Genomic DNA, 18,802 nt, shown 5'->3' on the forward strand with positions numbered 1-18,802 from the left:
CGACGGAGCCTATACAGGCCAGGTCCAGGCCATTCCCAGGATGCCGGGCGTCACCGCCGCGGTGAAGGCGACCGCCGGGGAGTGCACCGAGAGCGGCACGTCGGTGACGTCCCGCTCCGGACCGGAGACGTGATCCAGCCGATAGGAATGACACCTCTCCGGCATCGCGTCGGGGGCGAAGTGGACCTCGAGGAGGTACTCGGGCACGGAGTGGCGGAATCGCCGGTCGTGGCGATCATCGGGCACCCCGTCGGTGTACTCGAATTCGTATTCGAGGATCGCGGTCTCCCCGGGGGCGAGCATCCGGTTCGACACCAGTTCGCTCACGATGAGCGCCTGCTCCGGGAAGACCTCGGTGCGGCCGGGTACGCAATAGCGGGTCGCCACCAGTCTCGGCGGGCTTCCCGGCGCGCAACCACGCAGGACCACGACCCTGGCCTGGGCGGGCTCGTCGGTGGCACGGACGACTTCTCGCACCCGCAGCCGGGTCAGTGTCCGATCGGCCCCGATGTGCAGCGACTCGTGCAGGCTCAACAGGACAAGGGACGGTTCGTCCGCCGACTCGAACGCGTGCAGCACGGAGAGCACCGGCTCTCGCGGGTCCCACAGCCGGTCCCAGCCGACCACGCGGCGGATCGCGGGGCGGTCGCCCTCCGGCCGGTGGAGCAGATCGAGCAACGATCTCGTGGGGAGCCCGAGAAAACCCTCCAGCAAGGCGACGGCGCGCAGCGACTCGGGACGCTCGGGCCTGGTCCGGCCCGTTCGCCAATAGCTCAGCGTCGTCGTGCTGACCGACACACCCGCTCTGGCGAGCCGCTCCTTCACTCTGCCCAGCCCGAGGCCACTATGGTCGATCGCCCGTGACAACGCCTTGCTGAAAGGCCCTGTCGCGAGCGCGCGCGTCAATTCCTCCTCGGCCGAGGACCCAGGGGTGACGACGAACAGCGACATCGGATTCTCTCCCGAAAGAACGATCGCGTCGAAACCGGAGCCGCGGACGGCGGGTCTTCGCCGGTCGCACCCTTGGTACGGCAAGCCTCGGCAGGGGTCGTGGCCCGCCGGACTCCAGCGGTGATCTTGGACGGTTTTGCGGCGTGAGCGCAATCCGCAGAAAGTAGTGTCCTGTTCAGTTGACACGGATTCTTCACATAATCCTCGAGTGCGAACCGTCCGGCGATGACCGATTCCGCGGCGATTTCGGACAATCAGGAGAAACCATTCCAGCGGTGCGAATCCCGGCCGCCCTCGGCCCCGTGCCGAAACCGTGAACGTTCCGGGATTTCGGCCGCGATGACCTCCTGCCATGGAAAAGGCCGAGGCAGCCGGTGTTCCGCGTACCGGCTCCGGGCGGAACGATCCGCGACTTTCGTCTCCCTACCTAGGACGGTATTCCGCTTATCCCGTTGTCGGACATCTTGGATCGACCGGCATCGAGCTCCTCTGCCGGATTCCGCATCACCCTCGCTCATCCACGACCACCAGGCGGCTCGGCCGCCCGATTGTGAGCAACCATGCGAAAACTGGCTTCAGTCGCTCTCGGGATCCTGGCGGCGGCACTCGCGGTGTCCACGCCCGGAATCGCGAACGCTCAAACGGACTCGGGTGTTCAACCTTCGATCATCGGAGGGGGCACCGCCACGGAGACCTACAGCTTCATGGTCTCGCTCAACAACGGCTGCGGCGGCAGCCTCGTCGCGCCCCAGTGGATCGTGACGGCCACTCACTGCGGCAGCGCGTCGCAGGGCAGGATCGGTTCGACGAACAAGAACTCCGGCGGCGAGGTCGGCCGGATCGACCGCCGGGTCAACAAGCCGGGCACGGATCTCACCCTCATGCACCTGTCCACGGCCGTCCGCGCCGCCCCGGTCGCGATGGCTTCGAGCAATCCGGCGCCGAACACCACCGCACGGCTCCTCGGCTGGGGTTGCACCAGCTGGCCGAGCTGCAGCACGCCAACCACACTCCGCCAGATCGACCTCCGGGTGCTGCCCAGCAGCTCCTGCTACGCCGGCGGCGGTGGCTCCGGTGACGTCTGCATCTCCGGCGATCGCACGCATTCCGCCTGCCACGGCGATTCCGGCGGACCGGCGGTCGTCGGCACCACCGGACGCTGGACCCTGGTCGGGGAGACGCACGGCCCCGGGGACAACGGCGGCGAATGCGCCACCAGCACCCTCTACACCGGTATCGCCCAGCACCTGAGCTGGATCAGGCAGCAGACCGGCGTCTGAGCGCCGCGGCACGGAAAACCGGTACGCCTCGTCCGTCGAGGCGTACCGGTTTTCGTCCATTTTGGACAGTTTCACCCAGCGCAATCCGCCGAAAGAACTGTTCTTTCCCGTTGACCGTTTCGGATCTTCTCGCGGATTTCCCGGGGCACCTCGGCTGAATACGTTCGAAGTGTCCCTCTCCCCCTTTCCCCGAGGAGTCCCCATGCGTGAATCCACCGGCCGGGTCGCCCGCGCCGTCGCCCTTCTCGCCGGTACCTGCGCCGCGTTCGCGACCCTTGCCGCCACGCCCGCCGCGGCGAGCGCCCCGGTCTCGCCCGATGCCCAGCCGTCGATCATCGGTGGCAGCACGGCCCAGAACCCCGGCTACATCGCCCGGTTCAACGGCCACGCCAACGGCTACACCTTCTTCTGCACCAGCACGCTGATCAGCACGCGCTGGGTGCTCACCGCCAAGCACTGCCTGTACGACAACAACGGGCAGCGCCTGAAGGACATCGACCTCTACATCGGTTCCAACAGCGCTTCCGGTGGCACGCACGTCAAGGCTTCGGCGACCTACCTGTACTCGGATGGCGACCTCGCCCTGATCAAGCTGAACGCCGACGGCGGAAGCACTTTCGCTCGCCTCGCGAGCAGCACTTCCGATGCTCAGGAAGGAGACTCCGCCCGCGTGTACGGCTGGGGCGCGACCCAGGCCGACCACGAGGGCGACCACCAGTCGAAGGTGCTCAAGCAGGCGTCGGTCCGGATCTCCGACACGAGCGCCCAGGACAACTACGGCGGCCCGGCGATCGCGGCCGACACCCCGAACGGCGCGGTCGCGGGCGGGGACTCCGGTGGCCCGATGATCGACGACGGCGTCCAGGTCGGCGTGTGCTCGACCAGCGACCGGTCCAGCACCACCAGCTATGGCAGCGTCGCCGCGGGCCGGAGCTGGATCCGTCAGACCAGCGGGGTCTGACCGCTGCGAGCGGGCCGCCCGCCGATCCACGCCGGTGGGCGGCCCGCTCCCTCGGTTGCTCGACTATCGCCGGGCGAGGACACGCTTCGCCAGCCACCCGGCGTAGACGGCCAGCCCCGCGACACCGGCCTTCCGGGTGGGCCGGGCCGCGATCGCCAAGCCGATGGCGAGTTCGGTGGCGCCGTTGCGGTAGGTCCAGTTGCGGACGTCGTCGGCGAAGGCCATATTCGTCACGGGCTCGAAGGCCGCCGGGGCGGCGAAGTGGGCGAGACCGGTCGCGGCGATGCCGAGGCCGAGGACCTTGCCGGTGCGTGAAGACATGGATCTACCTTCCTTGTTCAGTCGAGGACGCCGGCACGGCGCCAGAGCCGTCGGCTCGGGCCGCCGATGAGGCCGATTTCGGTGAAGTACTCGACGGCCTTGGCCGCCCAGGACGCCTTGGTCCGGCGCCAGTGCGGGTTCGCGTCGGCGATCTGGCGGGCTTCCCGGGGATCGAGCCCGACAGAGGTGTACGCCTTGGGGTGCAACAACTCCGAGGTCGCGACATAAGCCATACCCGCGATCGCCCAGCGGATCAGTTCGCGGCCGACGCGGCCGTGACGAGCCCAAGCCCGGCCCAGTTCGTCCTTGGCGAAGCTGATGTGACGCGCCTCTTCGATGACGTGGATGCGGGAGATCATCCGGATCATCGGCTGCAGGCTGTCGTCACGCATCATCTCGCGTTGCATGCCGTCGGCGAGTTCTTCGACGTAGATGGCTCCGGCGAACAGCAGCGCCGGGCCGCAGACGGCGCCGAACACCTTGCCCGCGCGGTGCGCCGTGCGGCTCGGGCGGCGGACGACACCGCCGGTCTTCGCGATCGAGCGGGCGAACATGGTGCTGTGACGGCATTCGTCGGCGATCTCGGTGAGCGCGTACTGCGCGTTGTGCGTCGTCGGGTCGCTGTTGTACACGTGGCGCACCAGGCCCTGCATCAAGATCAGCTCGAACCAGATGCCCGACGCCGCCGCGGCCGCGGCTTCCTGGCGGCTCAGTTCAGCGCGCTGACCCTCGTCGAGGCGCTCCCACAAAGCCGTGCCGTACAAGGAACAGCGCTCCGGAGTCTTGCCGTAGGCGCCTTCGACCAGCGGCGCCCGCCAGTCGACGTCGACGTCCGGGTCGTACGAAAGCCGCGCGGAGGACCGCTGCAGGCGCTCGGCGACACGTTCGCTTTCGGTGTTCGCGGTCATGACGACCTCCTTGAATCCGTGCTCTCCGGCAGCGGTCCGCCGCCGTCCGGGATGACCTGTCCGGAATCGCGATAGGCCACCGCCTCGTGGAAACCGTCGCGTTCGGCGAACTCGCGAAACCATCGGCCTTCCGGGGTGTGCCGGGTGATGCCGTCGAAGAGGGTCGCGAGGGTCTGGGTGCCGGAAAGGCCCATGTTGTCGTAGGCCTGGTTGATCATCAGCTTCTGCATCACCAGCTGGTTCGTCGGCACCCCGGCCATGCGGTCGGCCAGCTCCTCGACGGCGGTTTCGAGCCGCCCTGGTTCCACGGCGTCGAGAGCGAGCCCCCACTCCGCCGCGGTGGTGCCGTCGATGGTGTCTCCGGTGAGCAGCATCCGCTTCGCGCGCTGGGCACCGACGCGGTAGACCCACATCGCGGTCGTCGGGCAGCCCCACACCCGCGCGGGCGGATAGCCGATGCGCGCGTCGGTCGCCATGATCAGCACGTCGCACGAGAGCGCGATGTCGCTGCCGCCCGCGACAGCGTGCCCTTGGACCTGGCAGATGGTGGGTTTCAGCGAGCGCCACAGGCTGAAGAAGTCGTCGGTGTTGCGCTTCATCACGCGGTAGTCCTTGACCGGATCCCAGACCGGCCCCTGATTCCAGCGGCCCTCGGTGTCTTCCTCCGCGAACTGCTTGAGGTCGTACCCGGCGCAGAACGACCGGCCCTCGCCCCGCACCACGATCACGCGGACCGCGTCGTCCTCGTTGGCCCGCTCCACGGCCTGCCGGATCTCGCCGGGCATGACGTCGTTGATCGCGTTGAGCCGCTCGGGGCGGTTCAACGTCAGGTACGCCTTCCGGTCCTCGACGCGATAGGTCAACGTCTCAAACGCCATCGGAACCTCCCAGCGCGCGGAGGGTGAAGGTGACCAGATGCGGGATCGTGTCCGGGCCGCCGTCCCCGGCCAGCGGGCCGACCAGCATTTCCGCACCCGCGCCGACCAGCGCCGCGGCGGTCGCTTCCGCGTCCTGCGAGGGCAGCAGTCCCCTCGTCACCCCGTCGGCGATGTTCCTGGCGATGACCTCGCGGAACGCGCGGCGGAACACCAGCCGCTCGGCCTCCACCACGGCGTCGACCGGCTCGGCGAGCAGGGCGTACGCGAGCCGCGGCGCCTTCAACGCCCGGCCTGCGAAGGTCTCGATCACCGCGACCACCCGTTCCCGGACGTCGCCGTGGGACGCGGCGGCTTCGACGGCGGTGACCTCGCGGGAGACCACCTCACGGAAGACCTCGACGACCAGGTCGGCCTTCGACGGGAACTGCCGGTACACGCTGCCGGTGCCCACACCCGCCCGCGCCGCGACCGCGGCCATGGAGCAGCCCGCGTAGCCGGTCTCGGCCAGCAGCGCGATGGCCGCGGCGAGAATCTCGTCGCGCTGGGAGTCCAGCCTGGCCTGCGTCTTTTCGGTACGTCGGTACGGCACGGAAGGAGTGAAGCACGGATTCCGCGCTTCGGCAATGATCTGCGTTCAGTCCTCTGGATGCGGTCGTTGCACGGCTTCTCAGCTGAAGAAACCCGAAGCCACAGGCAGGTGTTGTGAAAGCCACGTTCGCAACCTTCAGCGTTGCGAACGTGGCTTTCACAACATCTCGGTGGGGCCGCCGCAAGTCAACGGCCGGTCCTAAATCGCGTGACCGGCCGGAAACACGCTGCTAACCTGCGGCCCGACCAGGTGCTTCCCCGGAAGAAGGAGAACGGCGTGCGGTGCGTTGTCGAGTCCCCGAGTCGTACGGACCTTTCGACAGCCCTGGAGCCGTTCATCCATGGAGTACCTGAACATCGGAATTCTCGCCCATGTCGACGCCGGTAAGACGAGCCTGACGGAGCGCCTGCTCCATCACACCGGTGCCATCGGCACCCTCGGCCGCGTCGACGCCGGGGACACGCGCACCGACACGATGGAGCTGGAACGCCGTCGCGGCATCACCATCCGCTCGGCCGTCGTCGCGTTCCGCATCGGCGACCTGCGCGTGAACCTGATCGACACCCCGGGCCACCCGGATTTCATCGCCGAGGTCGAGCGCGCGCTGCGAGTGCTCGACGGCGTCGTCCTCGTCGTTTCCGCCGTCGAGGGGGTGCAGGCGCAGACCAGGGTGCTCATGCGCGCGCTCGCGCGGCTGCGGATCCCCGTGGTGGTCTTCGCCAACAAGGTCGACAGGGCGGGCGCCCGCCACGACGGCCTCCTCGAGGACATCACCGAACGCCTCGGCGTCACCTGTGTGCCGATGTCCGAGGTCGACGGCCTCGGCACGGCGGCCGCGAAGGTCCGGCCGCGGCCGATCGCACCGGCACCCGGGCTGGCCGAACAGTTGGCCGAACACAGCGACGACTTCTTGGCCGCGTACCTCGAGGACAGGGTGACGGCCGCCGATTACCGGGCCGAGGTCGTCCGCCAGACCCGGCTCGGTGTCGTCTCCCCGGTCTTCTTCGGCTCCGCGCGCAGCGGCGAAGGGATCGCCGAGCTGACCTCCGGCATCCGCGAATTCCTTGCCGGAGCGGGGAAACCCGTACCGGACGACCGGTTGCGCGCCGCGGTGTTCAAGATCGAACGCGGCCGCGCGCACGAGAAGATCGCCTACGTCCGCGTGTTCTCCGGCGAGATCGGCGCGCGGGATCACGTCCGATTCCATCACCGGGGCGTCGGCGGGACCGTCACGACCGAGGCGAAGGTGAGTGCGGTGCGTGTCTTCGAACTGGGCGACGACACCGTCGAGGCAGGTGCGAAGGCCGGGCAGATCGCCAAGATCACCGGGCTCAAGGACATCCGGATCGGCGACCGTGTCGGCGTCCCCGACGACGGCGGCGCCGCCACCCAGTTTCCGCCGCCCGCCTTGGAAACCGTGGTCACTCCGGCACGGCCCGCGGACACGCCGTCGGTGTTCGCCGCCCTGCTGGAGCTGGCGGAACAGGATCCGCTGATCACCGTCCGGCAGGACGACGAGACCCGGCAGATCTCGGTGCGGCTCTACGGCGAGGTGCAAAAGGAGATCATCGCGGAGACGCTCGCCGCGCAGTACGGCCTCGACGTCGAATTCAGCCTCACGCGCACGATCTTCGTCGAGCGGCCGATCAGCGTCGGGTCCGCGGTGTGGCTCATCACGGAGAAGCGGAATCCGCACTTCGCCACGCTCGGGTTACGGGTCGGCCCCGGCGCAGTGGGCTCCGGGCTGACCTTCGGCCTCGACGTAGAACTCGGCTCCCTCCCGCTCGCGTTCCACAAGGCCATCGAGGAGACCGTCGAAGCGACGCTGCGGCGGGGCCCGTCCGGCAGGGAGGTGCTCGACTGCGTGGTGACCGTCACCCGGACCGGCTACTTCAGCCCGGTCAGCGCGGCGGGCGACTTCCGCAAGGTCACCCCGCTCGTGCTGGCGGAGGCGCTCCGGGAGGCGGGGACCGAGGTGCTCGAACCGGTCAGCCGCGTCGAGGTGGAGCTACCCGCCGACTCGGTGACCGCGACGCTGTCCCGGCTGGTCGAACTCGGCGGGGCCGTGACCGGGTCGGTCCCGCGCGGCGACCGGGCGGAACTGACCGGCACCCTGCCCGCGGGCCAGATCACCCGGTTCGAACAGCAGCTGCCCGGACTCACCCGCGGTGAGGGCTTGATGACGGCCGAACCGGCGGGCCACCGCCCGAGGGTTACCCCGAATCGGCCAATGCCCGGCTAGCCGGGACGAGTACGTTCTGGGGAGGCCGGCTCGACCGCGGGAAAGGGACATGATGGATCAGTTTCGCGACACCGCTTCGGCGTTGCGGGAGCTCACGGAGTCGATGCGGCTCGACGAACCCCGCGACGAGCTCCTGGAACGGGTGGCGAAGAAGGTCGTCGGCCTGTTGCCCGGCGCGGACGCGGCGACGGTCACGCTGTACCTCGACGACGAGCCGAGCACCGTCGCCGCCACCGACGAGTCCCTGCTCCCGCTGGACAAGGCGCAGTACAGCGCCGACGAGGGTCCGTGTCTGAAAGCCGCGGAGAGCGGGACGATCGTCCGCACCCGGATGGAGACCACGGCCGAGCGGTGGCCGGATTTCGCGGCCACCGCCGAGCAGCTCGGCGTGCGAACCGCGCTGGCCTGCCCGCTGTTCGTCCCCGACGAGTCCCACTTCAAGCGGCGGGACACCGAGCCGCTGTCGGGCGCGCTCAACGTCTGGAGCTTCCAGGAAAACGCCTTCGACCCGGTGGAAGCGGCCCTGGTCGCGATGTTCACCTCGGCGATCTCGGCGATCATCCTGACCGCGTCCCGCTGGGCCGCCGCCGAAAGACAGGCGGAGACCCTGGTCGCCGCGTTGGAGACCAGGGACGCCATCGCCACCGCGAAAGGCATCGTGATGGCACGTCTGGAACTGAACGCCGAAGAGGCCTTCCGGTGGCTCACCGAGGCTTCGCAGCACACGAACCGCAAGATCCGGGAGATCTCGGTGCTGATCGCCGAAGACCCGGGAACGGTCTTCGGCCGCTAGGCGAGCGAGATCCGGCGGTTCTCCCGTGACGACTCGAGACCTGCCTCGGCGAGCCGGATGCCACGCACCCCTGCCATGAAGTCGTAGGGGTGCGGCGCGTCCTCCACTACGTGGCGGACGAACTGCTCCCACTGGGCGCGGAAACCGTTGCCGAAGTCCTCGTTGTCCGGGACCTCCTGCCACTGCGCGCGGTACGAGCGCGTCTCGGCGAGATCCGGGTTCCACACCGGCTTCGGGGTGGCTTCCCTCGGCTGGATGACGCAGTTGTGCAGACCCGCCACCGCGCTGCCGCGGGTGCCGTCGACCTGGAACTCGACCAGTTCGTCGCGGTGTACCCGCACGCACCAGGACGAGTTGAGCTGGGCGATGACACCGCCTTCGAGCTCGAAGATCGCGTACGCGGCGTCGTCGGCCGTGGCGGCGTATCGCTCGCCCTTTTCGTCGACGCGCTCCGGGATGTGCGTGACGGCCTTCGCGGTCACCGCGTTGACGGAGCCGAAGAGGTTCTCCAGCACGTAGTTCCAGTGACAGAACATGTCGACGACGATGCCGCCGCCGTCTTCCGCGCGGTAGTTCCAGCTCGGGCGCTGCGCGGCCTGCCAGTCACCCTCGAAGACCCAGTACCCGAACTCCCCGCGCACGGAGAGGATCTGACCGAAGAAACCGCTGTCGATCAGCCGCTTCAGTTTGAGCAGGCCGGGGAGGTACAGCTTGTCGTGGACGACGCCGTTCTTGACCCCGGCCGCCTCCGCGTGCCGTGCCAGGGCGAGCGCGCCTTCGACCGATTCCGCGACCGGCTTCTCGGTGTAGATGTGCTTGCCCGCGTCGATGGCGCGGACGATCGACTTCTCGCGGACGGCGGTCAGCTGCGCGTCGAAGTAGAGCGGGAGGTCGTCGTCGCCGAGTGCCGCGTCGAGGTCGGTGGTCCAGCGGGTCAGCCCGTGCCGGTCGGCGATCTCCTCGAGCTTGTCCGCGTTGCGCCCCACCAGGACCGGCTCCAGCTGGACCCGCGACCCGTCGGCCAGCTCGACCCCGCCCGCCTCCCTGATCGCCAGGACCGAGCGCACCAGGTGCTGCCGATAGCCCATCCGCCCGGTGACGCCGTTCATCACGACGCCGAGTTTCCGCGTGGTCATCCGTTCTCCTTTGAAAGCGCTTTCCTGAGCACATCCTGAAAGCGCTTTCTCGTACTGTCAAGACCGATGCGAGGAATGTCCCTCCGGCTCAGGACGCCGGGTCGTAGGCGCGGACGGCGTCGAGGTACTCCGTGATCGCGTCCCGGTTGCGGAGCAGGCATTCGGCGCGCCGGGTCATCCGGTCGCGTTCGGCTTCCAGGGTCTCGAGCATCTCCCTGGTCGCGTCCGGGAAGTAGATCTGCCGGGGTTTGTCCAGGCACGGCAGGATCTGCTTGATGATCCGGGTCGGCAGCCCGGCGTCGAGCAGGCCACGGACCTGGATGACCCTGTCGACCGAAGACTCGTCGTAATCGCGGTAGCCGTTGGCCTGCCGTTCCGAGACGATGAGACCCTGTTCCTCGTAGTACCGCAGCAGACGGCGCGAAGTCCCCGTCCGCTCCGACAGCTCTCCGATCCGCATGTGCGCCACCTCACTCCCGCCGGCTTGACCTTCACATCTATGTGATGGTTCGAGCATACGGTTCATGACTCCGAAACTCCCACTAGGCGCGCTGCTCGCGCTGACCACGGCGGCGTTCGTCACCGTCCTCACCGAAGCGCTGCCCGCGGGGGTGCTGCCCGCGATGAGCAGTGGTCTGGGCGTCGGCGAAGCGGCGACGGGCCAGCTGGTGACGGTGTACGCGATCGGCACCGCGCTCACCGCGATCCCCCTGTCCGCGGCGACGGCGGGCTGGCGCCGCAAACGCTTGCTCCTGAGCGGCGTGGCCGGTTTCGCCGTCGCCAACACGGTCACCGCACTGTCCACGAGCTACCCCCTGACCCTCGGCGCGCGGTTCGTCGCCGGGATCGCGGCGGGCGTGGTGTGGGCGCTGCTGACCGGGTACGCCCGGCGGCTGGCCCCGGAGCCGGTGCGGGGCAAGGCGATCGCGATCGTGATGACCGGTATCCCGCTCGCGCTCTCGCTCGGCATCCCCGCCGGCACGTTCCTCGGCGGCCTCTTCGGCTGGCAGGTGACGTTCTCGATCATGTCGGTGCTCGCGGCAGGCCTGCTCGGCTGGATCGCGCTGGCCGTCCCCGATTTCCCCGGACAGGACAAGGGCGGCAGGCTTCCGGTGCGCCAGACCCTCGCCGTCCCCGGCGTGACCGCGGTCCTGTTCGTGACGCTCACTTTCGTGCTGGCGCACAACATCCTCTACACCTACATCGCCACCTTCCTCGAGCACGTGTCGATGGGCGGCGCCGTGGACCGGATCCTGCTGGTGTTCGGGCTGGCGTCGATGGCGGGCATCTGGCTCGTCGGCCTCCGCATCGACCGGCGGCTGCGCGCACTGACCGTCACCGGCACCGTCCTCGTCGCTCTCGGCGCGACGATTTTGGCTCTGCTGGGCGAAAGTCCGGCGCTCGTCTATCTCGCGGTGGCGCTGTGGGGGCTCGGCTGGGGCGGTATCCCGACCCTGCTGCAGACCGCCGCCGCGCAGGCGGGCGACAAGGGCGGCGCGGCGGACATCGCGCAGGCCATGCTGGTCACCCTGTGGAACGCCGCGATGGCGGGCGGCGGGATCGCAGGCGGCGTCCTCCTCGCCGGATTCGGCGCCGGGTCGTTCCCCTGGAGTGTCCTGGTACTGCTCGTGCCGACGCTGGCCGTGGTGCTGGTGGCGCGGCGGCACGGGTTCACAGCGGCAGTTCCGGATGACTCCGGATCGCCCCGAGAACCAGGTCGACGGCCGCACGAGGAGCGGAGCCGCGCCTGATCGCCGCGGTGATGGCGCGGGTGACCGGCGTCGCGAGCTCGCGGGTGGCGACCCGGTAGCGCTTGTCGACGGCGAGGGCGGGCAGGAGCGCGATCGCGAGCCCGGCCTCGACGTGCTGCAAGGTCATCATGTAGTTGCTGAACCGGCTGACCACGCGCGGCTCGAACCCGGCTTCGCGGCAGAGCCGGGTGGCGAGGTTCGCCATGTACGACTTGGGGATGTCGAACGCCCAAGGCTCGCTCGCGTAGGCGGAGAGGTCCGCGGGGCCCCGGCCCGCGGCGGGATGGCCCGGCGGGACGACGAGCACGACCGGGTCGGCCGCGAGCGGCACGAGCTCGACGTCCGGCCCCAGCGGCTGTTCGACGAAGTCCGTGGTGGTGATGATGAGGTCGGCGTCACCGACGCGGAGCGCCGGCATGCTCACGTGCGGTTCGAGTTCGAGCAGTTCGATGTGCAGCTGCGGATGTGAGCGGGCCAGCCTGGTCACCGCGGGGACGGCGATCGTGTGGATCGCGCTCTGGAAGGCACCGAGACGCACGAGCCCCGTCGGCGCCTCACCGAGGCCGCGCAGCTCAGCCTCGACGGTGTCCATATGGTCGAGGATCGCCCTCGCGCGGCGGGCCAGCATCAGCCCGGCCGGGGTCAGCCGGACCCGGCGGCCGGTGCGTTCCAGCAGCTGGGTGCGCGTTTCGGCTTCGAGGACCGCGAGCTGCTGGGACACGCTCGACGCGCTCAGGTTGGCCGCCTTCGCGACCGCCCGGACGGTGCCGAGGGTGTCCAGCCTGCTCAGCAGGCTGAGCCTCCAAGGGTTGAGCATGACTCCATTGTTGTACGGATCAAGCGAACAGCACAGCCGGAATTGTGAGATGGACGTGTCGCTCGGATCCGTCTTACCGTCGAGGCATGGCTGCTCCGACCACCGACCTGTCCACCGCCGACCGCTTCTGGGCCGACGCCGAACGGCACCTCGTGCGCTACGCCGGGGCCGGCGACTTCACCCGCGAGATCATCGACCACGCCGCCGGGAGCTATCTGTTCACCGAGTCCGGGCGACGGATCCTCGACTTCACGTCGGGGCAGATGAGCGCGATCCTCGGGCATTCGCATCCCGACATCGTCGACACCGTGCGACGGCAGATCGGCTCGCTCGACCACCTCTTCAGCGGGATGCTGAGCCGCCCCGTCGTCGACCTCGCGCGGCGGCTGGCCGAGACTTTGCCGTCACCGCTGGAAAAGGCCCTGCTGCTCACCACCGGCGCGGAATCGAACGAGGCCGCGATCCGGATGGCGAAACTGGTGACGGGCAAACACGAGATCGTGTCGTTCGCCCGGTCGTGGCACGGGATGACGCAGGCGGCGGCGAACGCGACCTACAGCGCGGGACGCAAGGGGTACGGTCCTGCCGCGCCGGGCAACTTCGCCATTCCCTCGCCGAATTCCTACCGGCCGGACTTCGTCACCGCCGAGGGGGAACTGGATTGGCGGCGCCAGCTGGACTTCGGTTTCGAGATGATCGACGCCCAGTCCGTCGGCAGTCTCGCGGCTTGCGTCGTCGAGCCGATCCTCAGCTCGGGCGGGATCATCGAACCGCCGATCGGCTATTTCGCCGCTCTGCGGGAGAAATGCCGCGAACGAGGAATGCTGCTGATCCTCGACGAGGCACAGACGGGCTTGTGCCGCACGGGAAACTGGTACGCCTTCGAACGCGACGGCGTCGTCCCCGACGTCCTGACCCTGTCCAAGACGCTGGGCGCCGGGCTCCCGCTGGCGGCGGTGATCACGAGCGCGGAGATCGAACAGGAGGCGCACGACCGCGGCTACCTGTTCTTCACCACGCATGTGGCGGATCCGTTGGTGGCGGCCGTCGGGAACACCGTGCTCGACGTCCTCACCCGTGACCGTCTCGACGAACGCGCCACCGAACTGGGCGCCTTCCTCCGCCGCGGCCTCGAAGACCTCGCCGGTCGCCACGACGTCATCGGCGACATCCGCGGCCGGGGCCTGCTCGTCGGCGTGGAACTCGTCGTGGACCGTTCCACGAAACGGAGCTCCGACGAACTGGGCGCTCGGGTCACCCGGCGTTGTCTCGAACTGGGACTGCACATGAACATCGTGCAGCTGCCGGGGATGGGCGGCGTTTTCCGGATCGCTCCCGCGCTCACCGCGACGGAAGAGGAACTCGCGGAAGGGCTGGGAATTCTGGACCAGGCCATCGGGGACGCCCTCACCGGGTTCGGCGGATGATTCTTCGTCACTTTCGTAACGTCTTCGTATCCGTGCCGGAATTACGGTTTCACGATTCCGTTCCCGCTCCAACCGTGACCTGATCTTAGGCCAAAGCGGTCAACACCGACCGGCCGTGTCGTCGTCCACGCACGGAATCCCCGAGGCTGTCTATAGTCGACGCTCACAGTGGGCGCGGTCGAATCGGGGATCCGCGCGGGGAGGGGGGCCGATGCCTGCCGGCATACCCCGAATATCCGGTCTCGGTTCGGTCACCGGCGGGCTGGTCGAGGAACTGCTCACCCGCCCGAAAGGGCAAAGCCGCGCCTTGCCCGTCGTGGTCGCGCTCGGCGCGCGGGGCACCGGGAAGTCCGCGTTGCTCGACGCGATCGCCGAGCGTTGCGAAGAAATCCCGCACGCCTATCTCGATTTCGAGCGGCACGAACGGGAGAACATCCAGCCGCGAGAACTGCTCGCCCATCTCGCTTTCGACCTCGGGAGGCACCGGAAGCAGTTCGGCAGGCTGGCGTTTCCCCGGTTGTGGCTCTGCATGCTCGTGCTGAGCGCGCCGGTGGAATTGCGCGACCGCCGCGCCGCGTTGCGCAAGATCCGTGAACTGCTGGCGGAGAACCAGCCGCTCGAACAGAACCGGGAAACGATCGTCGACGTGGTGCGTCTCGTCGGCGGGGTCGCTCCGGCCGGCGGTTTGAAGGGCTGGCCCGAAGCCACCGATCTGTTGCTCCGCGGGCTCGGCTGGTACGGCAGGCGGCGGCTGGCGGGCAAGATGAAGGCACTGCCCGCCAGCACCGGCAACCACGAGGACTTCCTCATCGAGATCGCCAAACACGCACGGGGCGACGACGAGGATCGTGCCGCCGTCGACGGCATCTTCTGCGACGCCTTCCTCACGGATCTGCGTCAGGCCTACCAAGGCGTCAACCGGTCCCGCCGCACGCTCAACAGTGTCGTCCTGCTGGACAACGCGCATACCCCGGGCGGGCAGGTCTTCCTGCGGACCCTGACCGAGGCGCGGCATCGGTCCGGCGGAGAGCCCGATCCGCTCGCGGTGATCACCACCAGCCGGAGATGGAATCCGGACTGGAACGAGAGCTGGTCGCTGCTGACTCCCCAGCGAGGCGCCCCGTCGCGAAGACGGCCCGCCGGTCACCGGACGGACGGGCTGCGGACGCCGTCGCCGCGGCAACCGTCCGATGTGGACACGGATTGGCCGTCGGGCCGGGACCCGCGGTGGTATCCGTGGTATCTCCTCGAACTGGGCGCGCTTTCCGAGGACGACGTGGTGGACATCGTCGCCCGCGGCGACATCCACCCGACCTCGAAACTGCCGCGATTCCTGTACCGGCTCACCGACGGGCATCCCGGCGCCGTCACCACCGTGTTCGACGCCACGGCGCAGCTCTACGATTCCCGCGTTCCCGGTGCTCTCCGCGCCGCCTTGCGGACAGGCGTCGAGGCCGGGGACGGCACCGACACGACCTTGCTCGCCGCCGCGCAGGCCTACCTGCTGCAGGACCTTCCGGTGCCGAGCAGACAGGATCTCGTCACGGCGAGCGCCGCGCGCGACGTGGAAACGCTGTTCCACAAGAACATCGTCGATCTGCGCAACGCCACGGAAGAGGGCGCGCTGTTCAAGGAGATCGGCGATCTCCTGTGGTTGCGGGCGGAGCCCGGGGAAGAGCTCCACTACGTCCTGCACCCTTGGCTGCGCCGGATTCTGTTGCAGGAGCTCGCGTCCCGTCCCGAAGACCATCCGCTGAACTGGGAACGGGTGCACACCCGGTGCCGGGACTTCTACGAGAAACACGGCCAAACCGTGGCCGCGCGCTATCACGACCTCGCGCTGGAGAACGTCGCCGCCGTGGTCGCGCATCTGGGCAAACCGTTCGCCGATGACCAGCACGCGGAGTTCGACGTGGCGGCCGCCGAAGCCTGGCTCGCCGAACTCGACGTCATCACCGCGGCGCCCAACCGGCTGGACGCGGACGCGGAATCGTACGAACAACTTGAGACGCACGCCGGGCACGCCGACGGAGAACTGGAGACCACCCTCTCCTGGCTGGTGGTCGCGCTGTGGATCGCGGCGGATCCGCTCGGCGATCCGGGCGGGACGCTGAATTCGACCATCGAAGGCGGTTTCCACCAACTGGCGCATGGCCGGGGCCGGGGATCGATCCTGTTGCACGAGAGGGCGGAGAGGTACCGATGACCGCACGGAGCGAGCGGATCAGACCGCCACGGCCGACGTGGTCGAAATGGCTGACGGCGAGCGGAGGGGCGCTCCTGCTCATCGCCGCGCTCGTGGTCGTGTTCGTCGTCGTCCCGGCGATCGACGAGGCCGCGCGCAGCTGCGGCGATGGCGTGGAGAAGCGCGGCGAACACGCCGAATGCGTCGGTGTCACGGACGGCAGCTACGTGTTCTCGGCGGACCTGTCCGATGTGGAGGGACGCATCCGCACGGAGAACGAGTCCGTCGCCCGCTCGGGCAAACCCTCCGTGACCATCGCGGTCCTGCTGCCGATGACCTTGGTGGAGAACGACATCCTGTCCGCCGAGTGGGTGCGCCACCAGATCCAGGGCGCCTACATCGCGCAGCGCAGGGCGAACACCACCGGCTCCTGGGGCAGCCTCCCGCTGATCCGGTTGCTGCTGGCCAACCCGGGCAGCAGGCTGAACCACTGGGAACCCGTGGTGGACGACCTCATCGGGCGGGTGGACCGCGAACGCCTCGTCGCCGTCACCGGCGTCGGGCTGAGCCTCGGCTCGGCACGCAGCGCCATCGAACGGCTGTCCCAGCACAAGATCCCGGTCGTCGCCTCACCCGTGGCCGCCGACGAGTTCTCCGAAATCCCCGGTTTCATGCGGGTGTCCCCGACGAGTTCCACCTACGGCACGGCCGCGGCGGGCTACGTCCGCCCGAACGCGCGCACCGCGACCCTCGTGCAGGACATCAACCCCGGCGACCTGTACCCGAAGACGCTCGCGGTGGCCTTCGCCGACAAGTTCGCGGACGACACCCACCGGATCGTCGGCCGCACCGAGGTGTACGACTCCGGTCTGCCGGGGATCGAGAACACGTTCCTGCAGATGATGCCGAACATCTGCGGCAACGAGGCGGAAGTGGTGTACTTCGCGGGCCGCGAAAACCATCTCGCCTCGTTCGTGGCGGAACTGGCGCAACGCCCGTGTCTCGACCGGCCCATCACGGTACTGACCGGCGACCTCGCGCTGGTCGGCCCGCCGAGCCCGGAAATGCGCCGGGGACTGGAATCCAAGGTGACCGTGCTGGGCCCCGGTCTCGCCCATCCCCGCGCCTGGACGACCGAACCGTCGGTGTTCAACCCCGCGGCCGTCGCGAGCTTCCAGGAGGACGGCTGCACCGAATGTTTCCGCGCGGTGTTCCCGAAAGAGCGGCTGGACGACGGAATCGCCATCCTCTCGCACGACGCGATCCTCACCGTGGTGTGGGCGATCCGCGGCATCCCGAGGACGACACCCGCCCAGGTGACCGCGCAGGACGTGCTCCAGGCCAAGAACCGCCTGCACGGCAAGCTGGCGGTCCCCGGCGCGAGCGGCATGATCTCATTCGACGACCGGGGCGATCCGGTGAACAAGACGGTGCCGATCCTGCGGGTGCGCGTGAACGACACACCGGAGTACGTCCAGCTCTCCGCTCCGGCGAACTGAGCGCTCGGTTCACCGGGTCGATGCCGCACCCGCGAGTCCCGTCTCTGATCACGCGAGTGCGGTGTCCGATCACGCGAGTCCCGTCTTCGTTCGGTTCACGAGACCGGCGCGCGCTCCCGGGTGCGGGACAACAGGACCGCCGCGATCCCCGCGGGGAAGAACATCAGCACACCGTAGATCCCGGCGGGTACGGCCATCGCCTTGTCGCCGAGCACCGAGATCGCCACGGCGATCGCGAGGGTGGCGTTGTGCACGCCGATCTCCATCGCGGACGCGATCGCCTGCCCGCGGTCCACCCGGAACAGACGCGGCACGTAGTACCCGATCGCGAGGCTGAGCACGGAAAGCGCCAGCGCCACCGGCCCGAGCGTCCCGATGTTGTCGACCAGGGTCTGGAACTCCTGCGCGATCGCGGCCCCGATCACCAGCACGAGCACCACGGCCGAGCCGATCTTGACCGGTTTGCGCATCCGCTCCGCCCAGTCGGTGAACCGGCTCCGTACCGCCATCCCGATCACGACCGGGATCAGCACGATCGCGAACACCTGCACGAACTTCGCGGGCTGGAGCCCGACAGAGGCACCGCCGTCGAGGAACGACGCCATCGACACGCCGACCACCAGCGGCAGGGTGAACACGGCCAGCACGGAGTTGATCGCCGTGAGCGTGACGTTGAGGGCGACGTCGCCGCCGGCGAGGTGACTGAACAGGTTCGCCGACGTCCCGCCGGGTGAGGCGACGAGCAGCATCATCCCGACCGCGAGCACCCCCTCGAGGCCGAACACCACGATGAGGCCGACGCAGATGGCGGGCAGCACGATCATCTGGCACACCAGCGCGATGACGGCCGCCTTCGGGTACTTCAGCACCCGCGTGAAGTCGCCGACGGTCAGGGTCAGCCCCAGCCCGAACATGACGAGCGCCAGCGCGATCGGCAGGAGGATCGAGAACATCGCCGAACCCATCGCAGGGCCTCCGTCCGATATGCCGTTTTCAGCTCGGCAAATCGTGTCAAGTGGCGAGAACCCGGTCAAGGCACCGAAACCCAGACGTGATCCCGCTTG

17 protein-coding genes are annotated in these 18,802 nt (G+C 68.7%); 8 read left to right on the forward strand and 9 right to left on the reverse strand.

All coding sequences use genetic code 11. From position 1 onward, the window contains the following. Positions 1 to 9 precede the first annotated feature (9 nt). A complete protein-coding gene (locus HDA45_RS11950) occupies positions 10 to 951 on the reverse strand; it encodes a hypothetical protein (protein ID WP_184894674.1) in 942 nt (313 codons plus the stop codon). A gap of 560 nt (positions 952 to 1,511) precedes the next feature. Here HDA45_RS11950 and HDA45_RS11955 point away from each other — a divergent pair. Both HDA45_RS11955 and HDA45_RS11960 read left to right on the forward strand, forming a co-directional pair. Then, positions 1,512 to 2,231, forward strand: a complete 720-nt coding sequence (locus HDA45_RS11955; RefSeq protein ID WP_184894676.1) for a S1 family peptidase — start codon at positions 1,512 to 1,514, stop codon at positions 2,229 to 2,231. Positions 2,232 to 2,433: 202 nt separating this feature from the next. Further along, positions 2,434 to 3,192 carry a S1 family peptidase gene (locus HDA45_RS11960; RefSeq protein ID WP_184894678.1) on the forward strand — a complete coding sequence of 253 codons (759 nt, stop codon included), beginning with the start codon at positions 2,434 to 2,436 and terminating at the stop codon, positions 3,190 to 3,192. Positions 3,193 to 3,255: 63 nt separating this feature from the next. Here HDA45_RS11960 and HDA45_RS11965 read toward each other — a convergent pair whose 3' ends face one another. The 4 genes from HDA45_RS11965 to HDA45_RS11980 are packed head-to-tail and all read right to left on the reverse strand — an operon-like array spanning position 3,256 to position 5,888. Continuing rightward, positions 3,256 to 3,513 carry a hypothetical protein gene (locus HDA45_RS11965; protein ID WP_184894679.1) on the reverse strand — a complete coding sequence of 86 codons (258 nt, stop codon included), beginning with the start codon at positions 3,511 to 3,513 and terminating at the stop codon, positions 3,256 to 3,258. Between the two features lie 17 nt (positions 3,514 to 3,530). Next, positions 3,531 to 4,421, reverse strand: coding sequence for an AurF N-oxygenase family protein (locus tag HDA45_RS11970; RefSeq protein WP_184894681.1), 891 nt, complete (start codon positions 4,419 to 4,421; stop codon positions 3,531 to 3,533). Further along, the gene (locus tag HDA45_RS11975) at positions 4,418 to 5,299 is read right to left on the reverse strand and encodes a crotonase/enoyl-CoA hydratase family protein (RefSeq protein WP_184894683.1); all 882 of its coding nucleotides are present in this window, start codon (positions 5,297 to 5,299) and stop codon (positions 4,418 to 4,420) included. The genes HDA45_RS11970 and HDA45_RS11975 overlap by 4 nt, the downstream gene beginning before the upstream one ends. Beyond that, on the reverse strand, positions 5,289 to 5,888 hold the full coding sequence (locus HDA45_RS11980) for a TetR family transcriptional regulator (RefSeq protein WP_184894685.1): 600 nt from the start codon (positions 5,886 to 5,888) through the stop codon (positions 5,289 to 5,291). The genes HDA45_RS11975 and HDA45_RS11980 overlap by 11 nt, the downstream gene beginning before the upstream one ends. A gap of 340 nt (positions 5,889 to 6,228) precedes the next feature. Between HDA45_RS11980 and HDA45_RS11985 the strand changes: the two genes are divergently transcribed. Then, a complete protein-coding gene (locus tag HDA45_RS11985) occupies positions 6,229 to 8,130 on the forward strand; it encodes an elongation factor G (RefSeq protein ID WP_184894687.1) in 1,902 nt (633 codons plus the stop codon). A 52-nt stretch (positions 8,131 to 8,182) separates the two neighbouring features. Continuing rightward, positions 8,183 to 8,923 (forward strand): GAF and ANTAR domain-containing protein, encoded by a 741-nt coding sequence (locus tag HDA45_RS11990; RefSeq protein ID WP_184905530.1) that lies wholly within the window; start codon positions 8,183 to 8,185, stop codon positions 8,921 to 8,923. Here HDA45_RS11990 and HDA45_RS11995 read toward each other — a convergent pair. Both HDA45_RS11995 and HDA45_RS12000 read right to left on the reverse strand, forming a co-directional pair. Beyond that, positions 8,920 to 10,059, reverse strand: coding sequence for a Gfo/Idh/MocA family protein (locus HDA45_RS11995; RefSeq protein WP_184894689.1), 1,140 nt, complete (start codon positions 10,057 to 10,059; stop codon positions 8,920 to 8,922). The genes HDA45_RS11990 and HDA45_RS11995 overlap by 4 nt on opposite strands. An 88-nt stretch (positions 10,060 to 10,147) precedes the next feature. Next, entirely contained in the window at positions 10,148 to 10,519 is a 372-nt protein-coding gene (locus tag HDA45_RS12000) for a MerR family transcriptional regulator (RefSeq protein ID WP_184894691.1), read from the reverse strand. 64 nt (positions 10,520 to 10,583) lie between these two features. Here HDA45_RS12000 and HDA45_RS12005 point away from each other — a divergent pair, with 64 nt between their 5' ends. Further along, positions 10,584 to 11,810 (forward strand): MFS transporter, encoded by a 1,227-nt coding sequence (locus HDA45_RS12005; protein WP_184894693.1) that lies wholly within the window; start codon positions 10,584 to 10,586, stop codon positions 11,808 to 11,810. Here the strand turns inward: HDA45_RS12005 and HDA45_RS12010 are convergent. Beyond that, entirely contained in the window at positions 11,731 to 12,627 is an 897-nt protein-coding gene (locus tag HDA45_RS12010) for a LysR substrate-binding domain-containing protein (protein ID WP_184894695.1), read from the reverse strand. The two genes, HDA45_RS12005 and HDA45_RS12010, sit on opposite strands and share 80 nt — an antisense overlap. An 86-nt stretch (positions 12,628 to 12,713) precedes the next feature. Between HDA45_RS12010 and HDA45_RS12015 the strand changes: the two genes are divergently transcribed. From HDA45_RS12015 to HDA45_RS12025, 3 genes are all read left to right on the forward strand, one after another. Then, a complete protein-coding gene (locus HDA45_RS12015) occupies positions 12,714 to 14,054 on the forward strand; it encodes an aspartate aminotransferase family protein (protein WP_184894697.1) in 1,341 nt (446 codons plus the stop codon). A 211-nt stretch (positions 14,055 to 14,265) separates the two neighbouring features. After that, the gene (locus HDA45_RS12020; RefSeq protein WP_184894699.1) at positions 14,266 to 16,260 is read left to right on the forward strand and encodes a hypothetical protein; all 1,995 of its coding nucleotides are present in this window, start codon (positions 14,266 to 14,268) and stop codon (positions 16,258 to 16,260) included. Next, positions 16,257 to 17,738, forward strand: coding sequence for a type 1 periplasmic-binding domain-containing protein (locus tag HDA45_RS12025; RefSeq protein ID WP_184894701.1), 1,482 nt, complete (start codon positions 16,257 to 16,259; stop codon positions 17,736 to 17,738). The genes HDA45_RS12020 and HDA45_RS12025 overlap by 4 nt, the downstream gene beginning before the upstream one ends. Positions 17,739 to 17,833: 95 nt before the next feature. Here HDA45_RS12025 and HDA45_RS12030 read toward each other — a convergent pair whose 3' ends face one another. Then, complete coding sequence (locus HDA45_RS12030) at positions 17,834 to 18,703, reverse strand: bile acid:sodium symporter family protein (RefSeq protein ID WP_184894703.1); 870 nt, start codon at positions 18,701 to 18,703, stop codon at positions 17,834 to 17,836. Positions 18,704 to 18,802: the final 99 nt, after the last annotated feature.

Origin of the sequence: Amycolatopsis umgeniensis, assembly GCF_014205155.1 — a bacterium.
Lineage (GTDB): Bacteria > Actinomycetota > Actinomycetes > Mycobacteriales > Pseudonocardiaceae > Amycolatopsis > Amycolatopsis umgeniensis.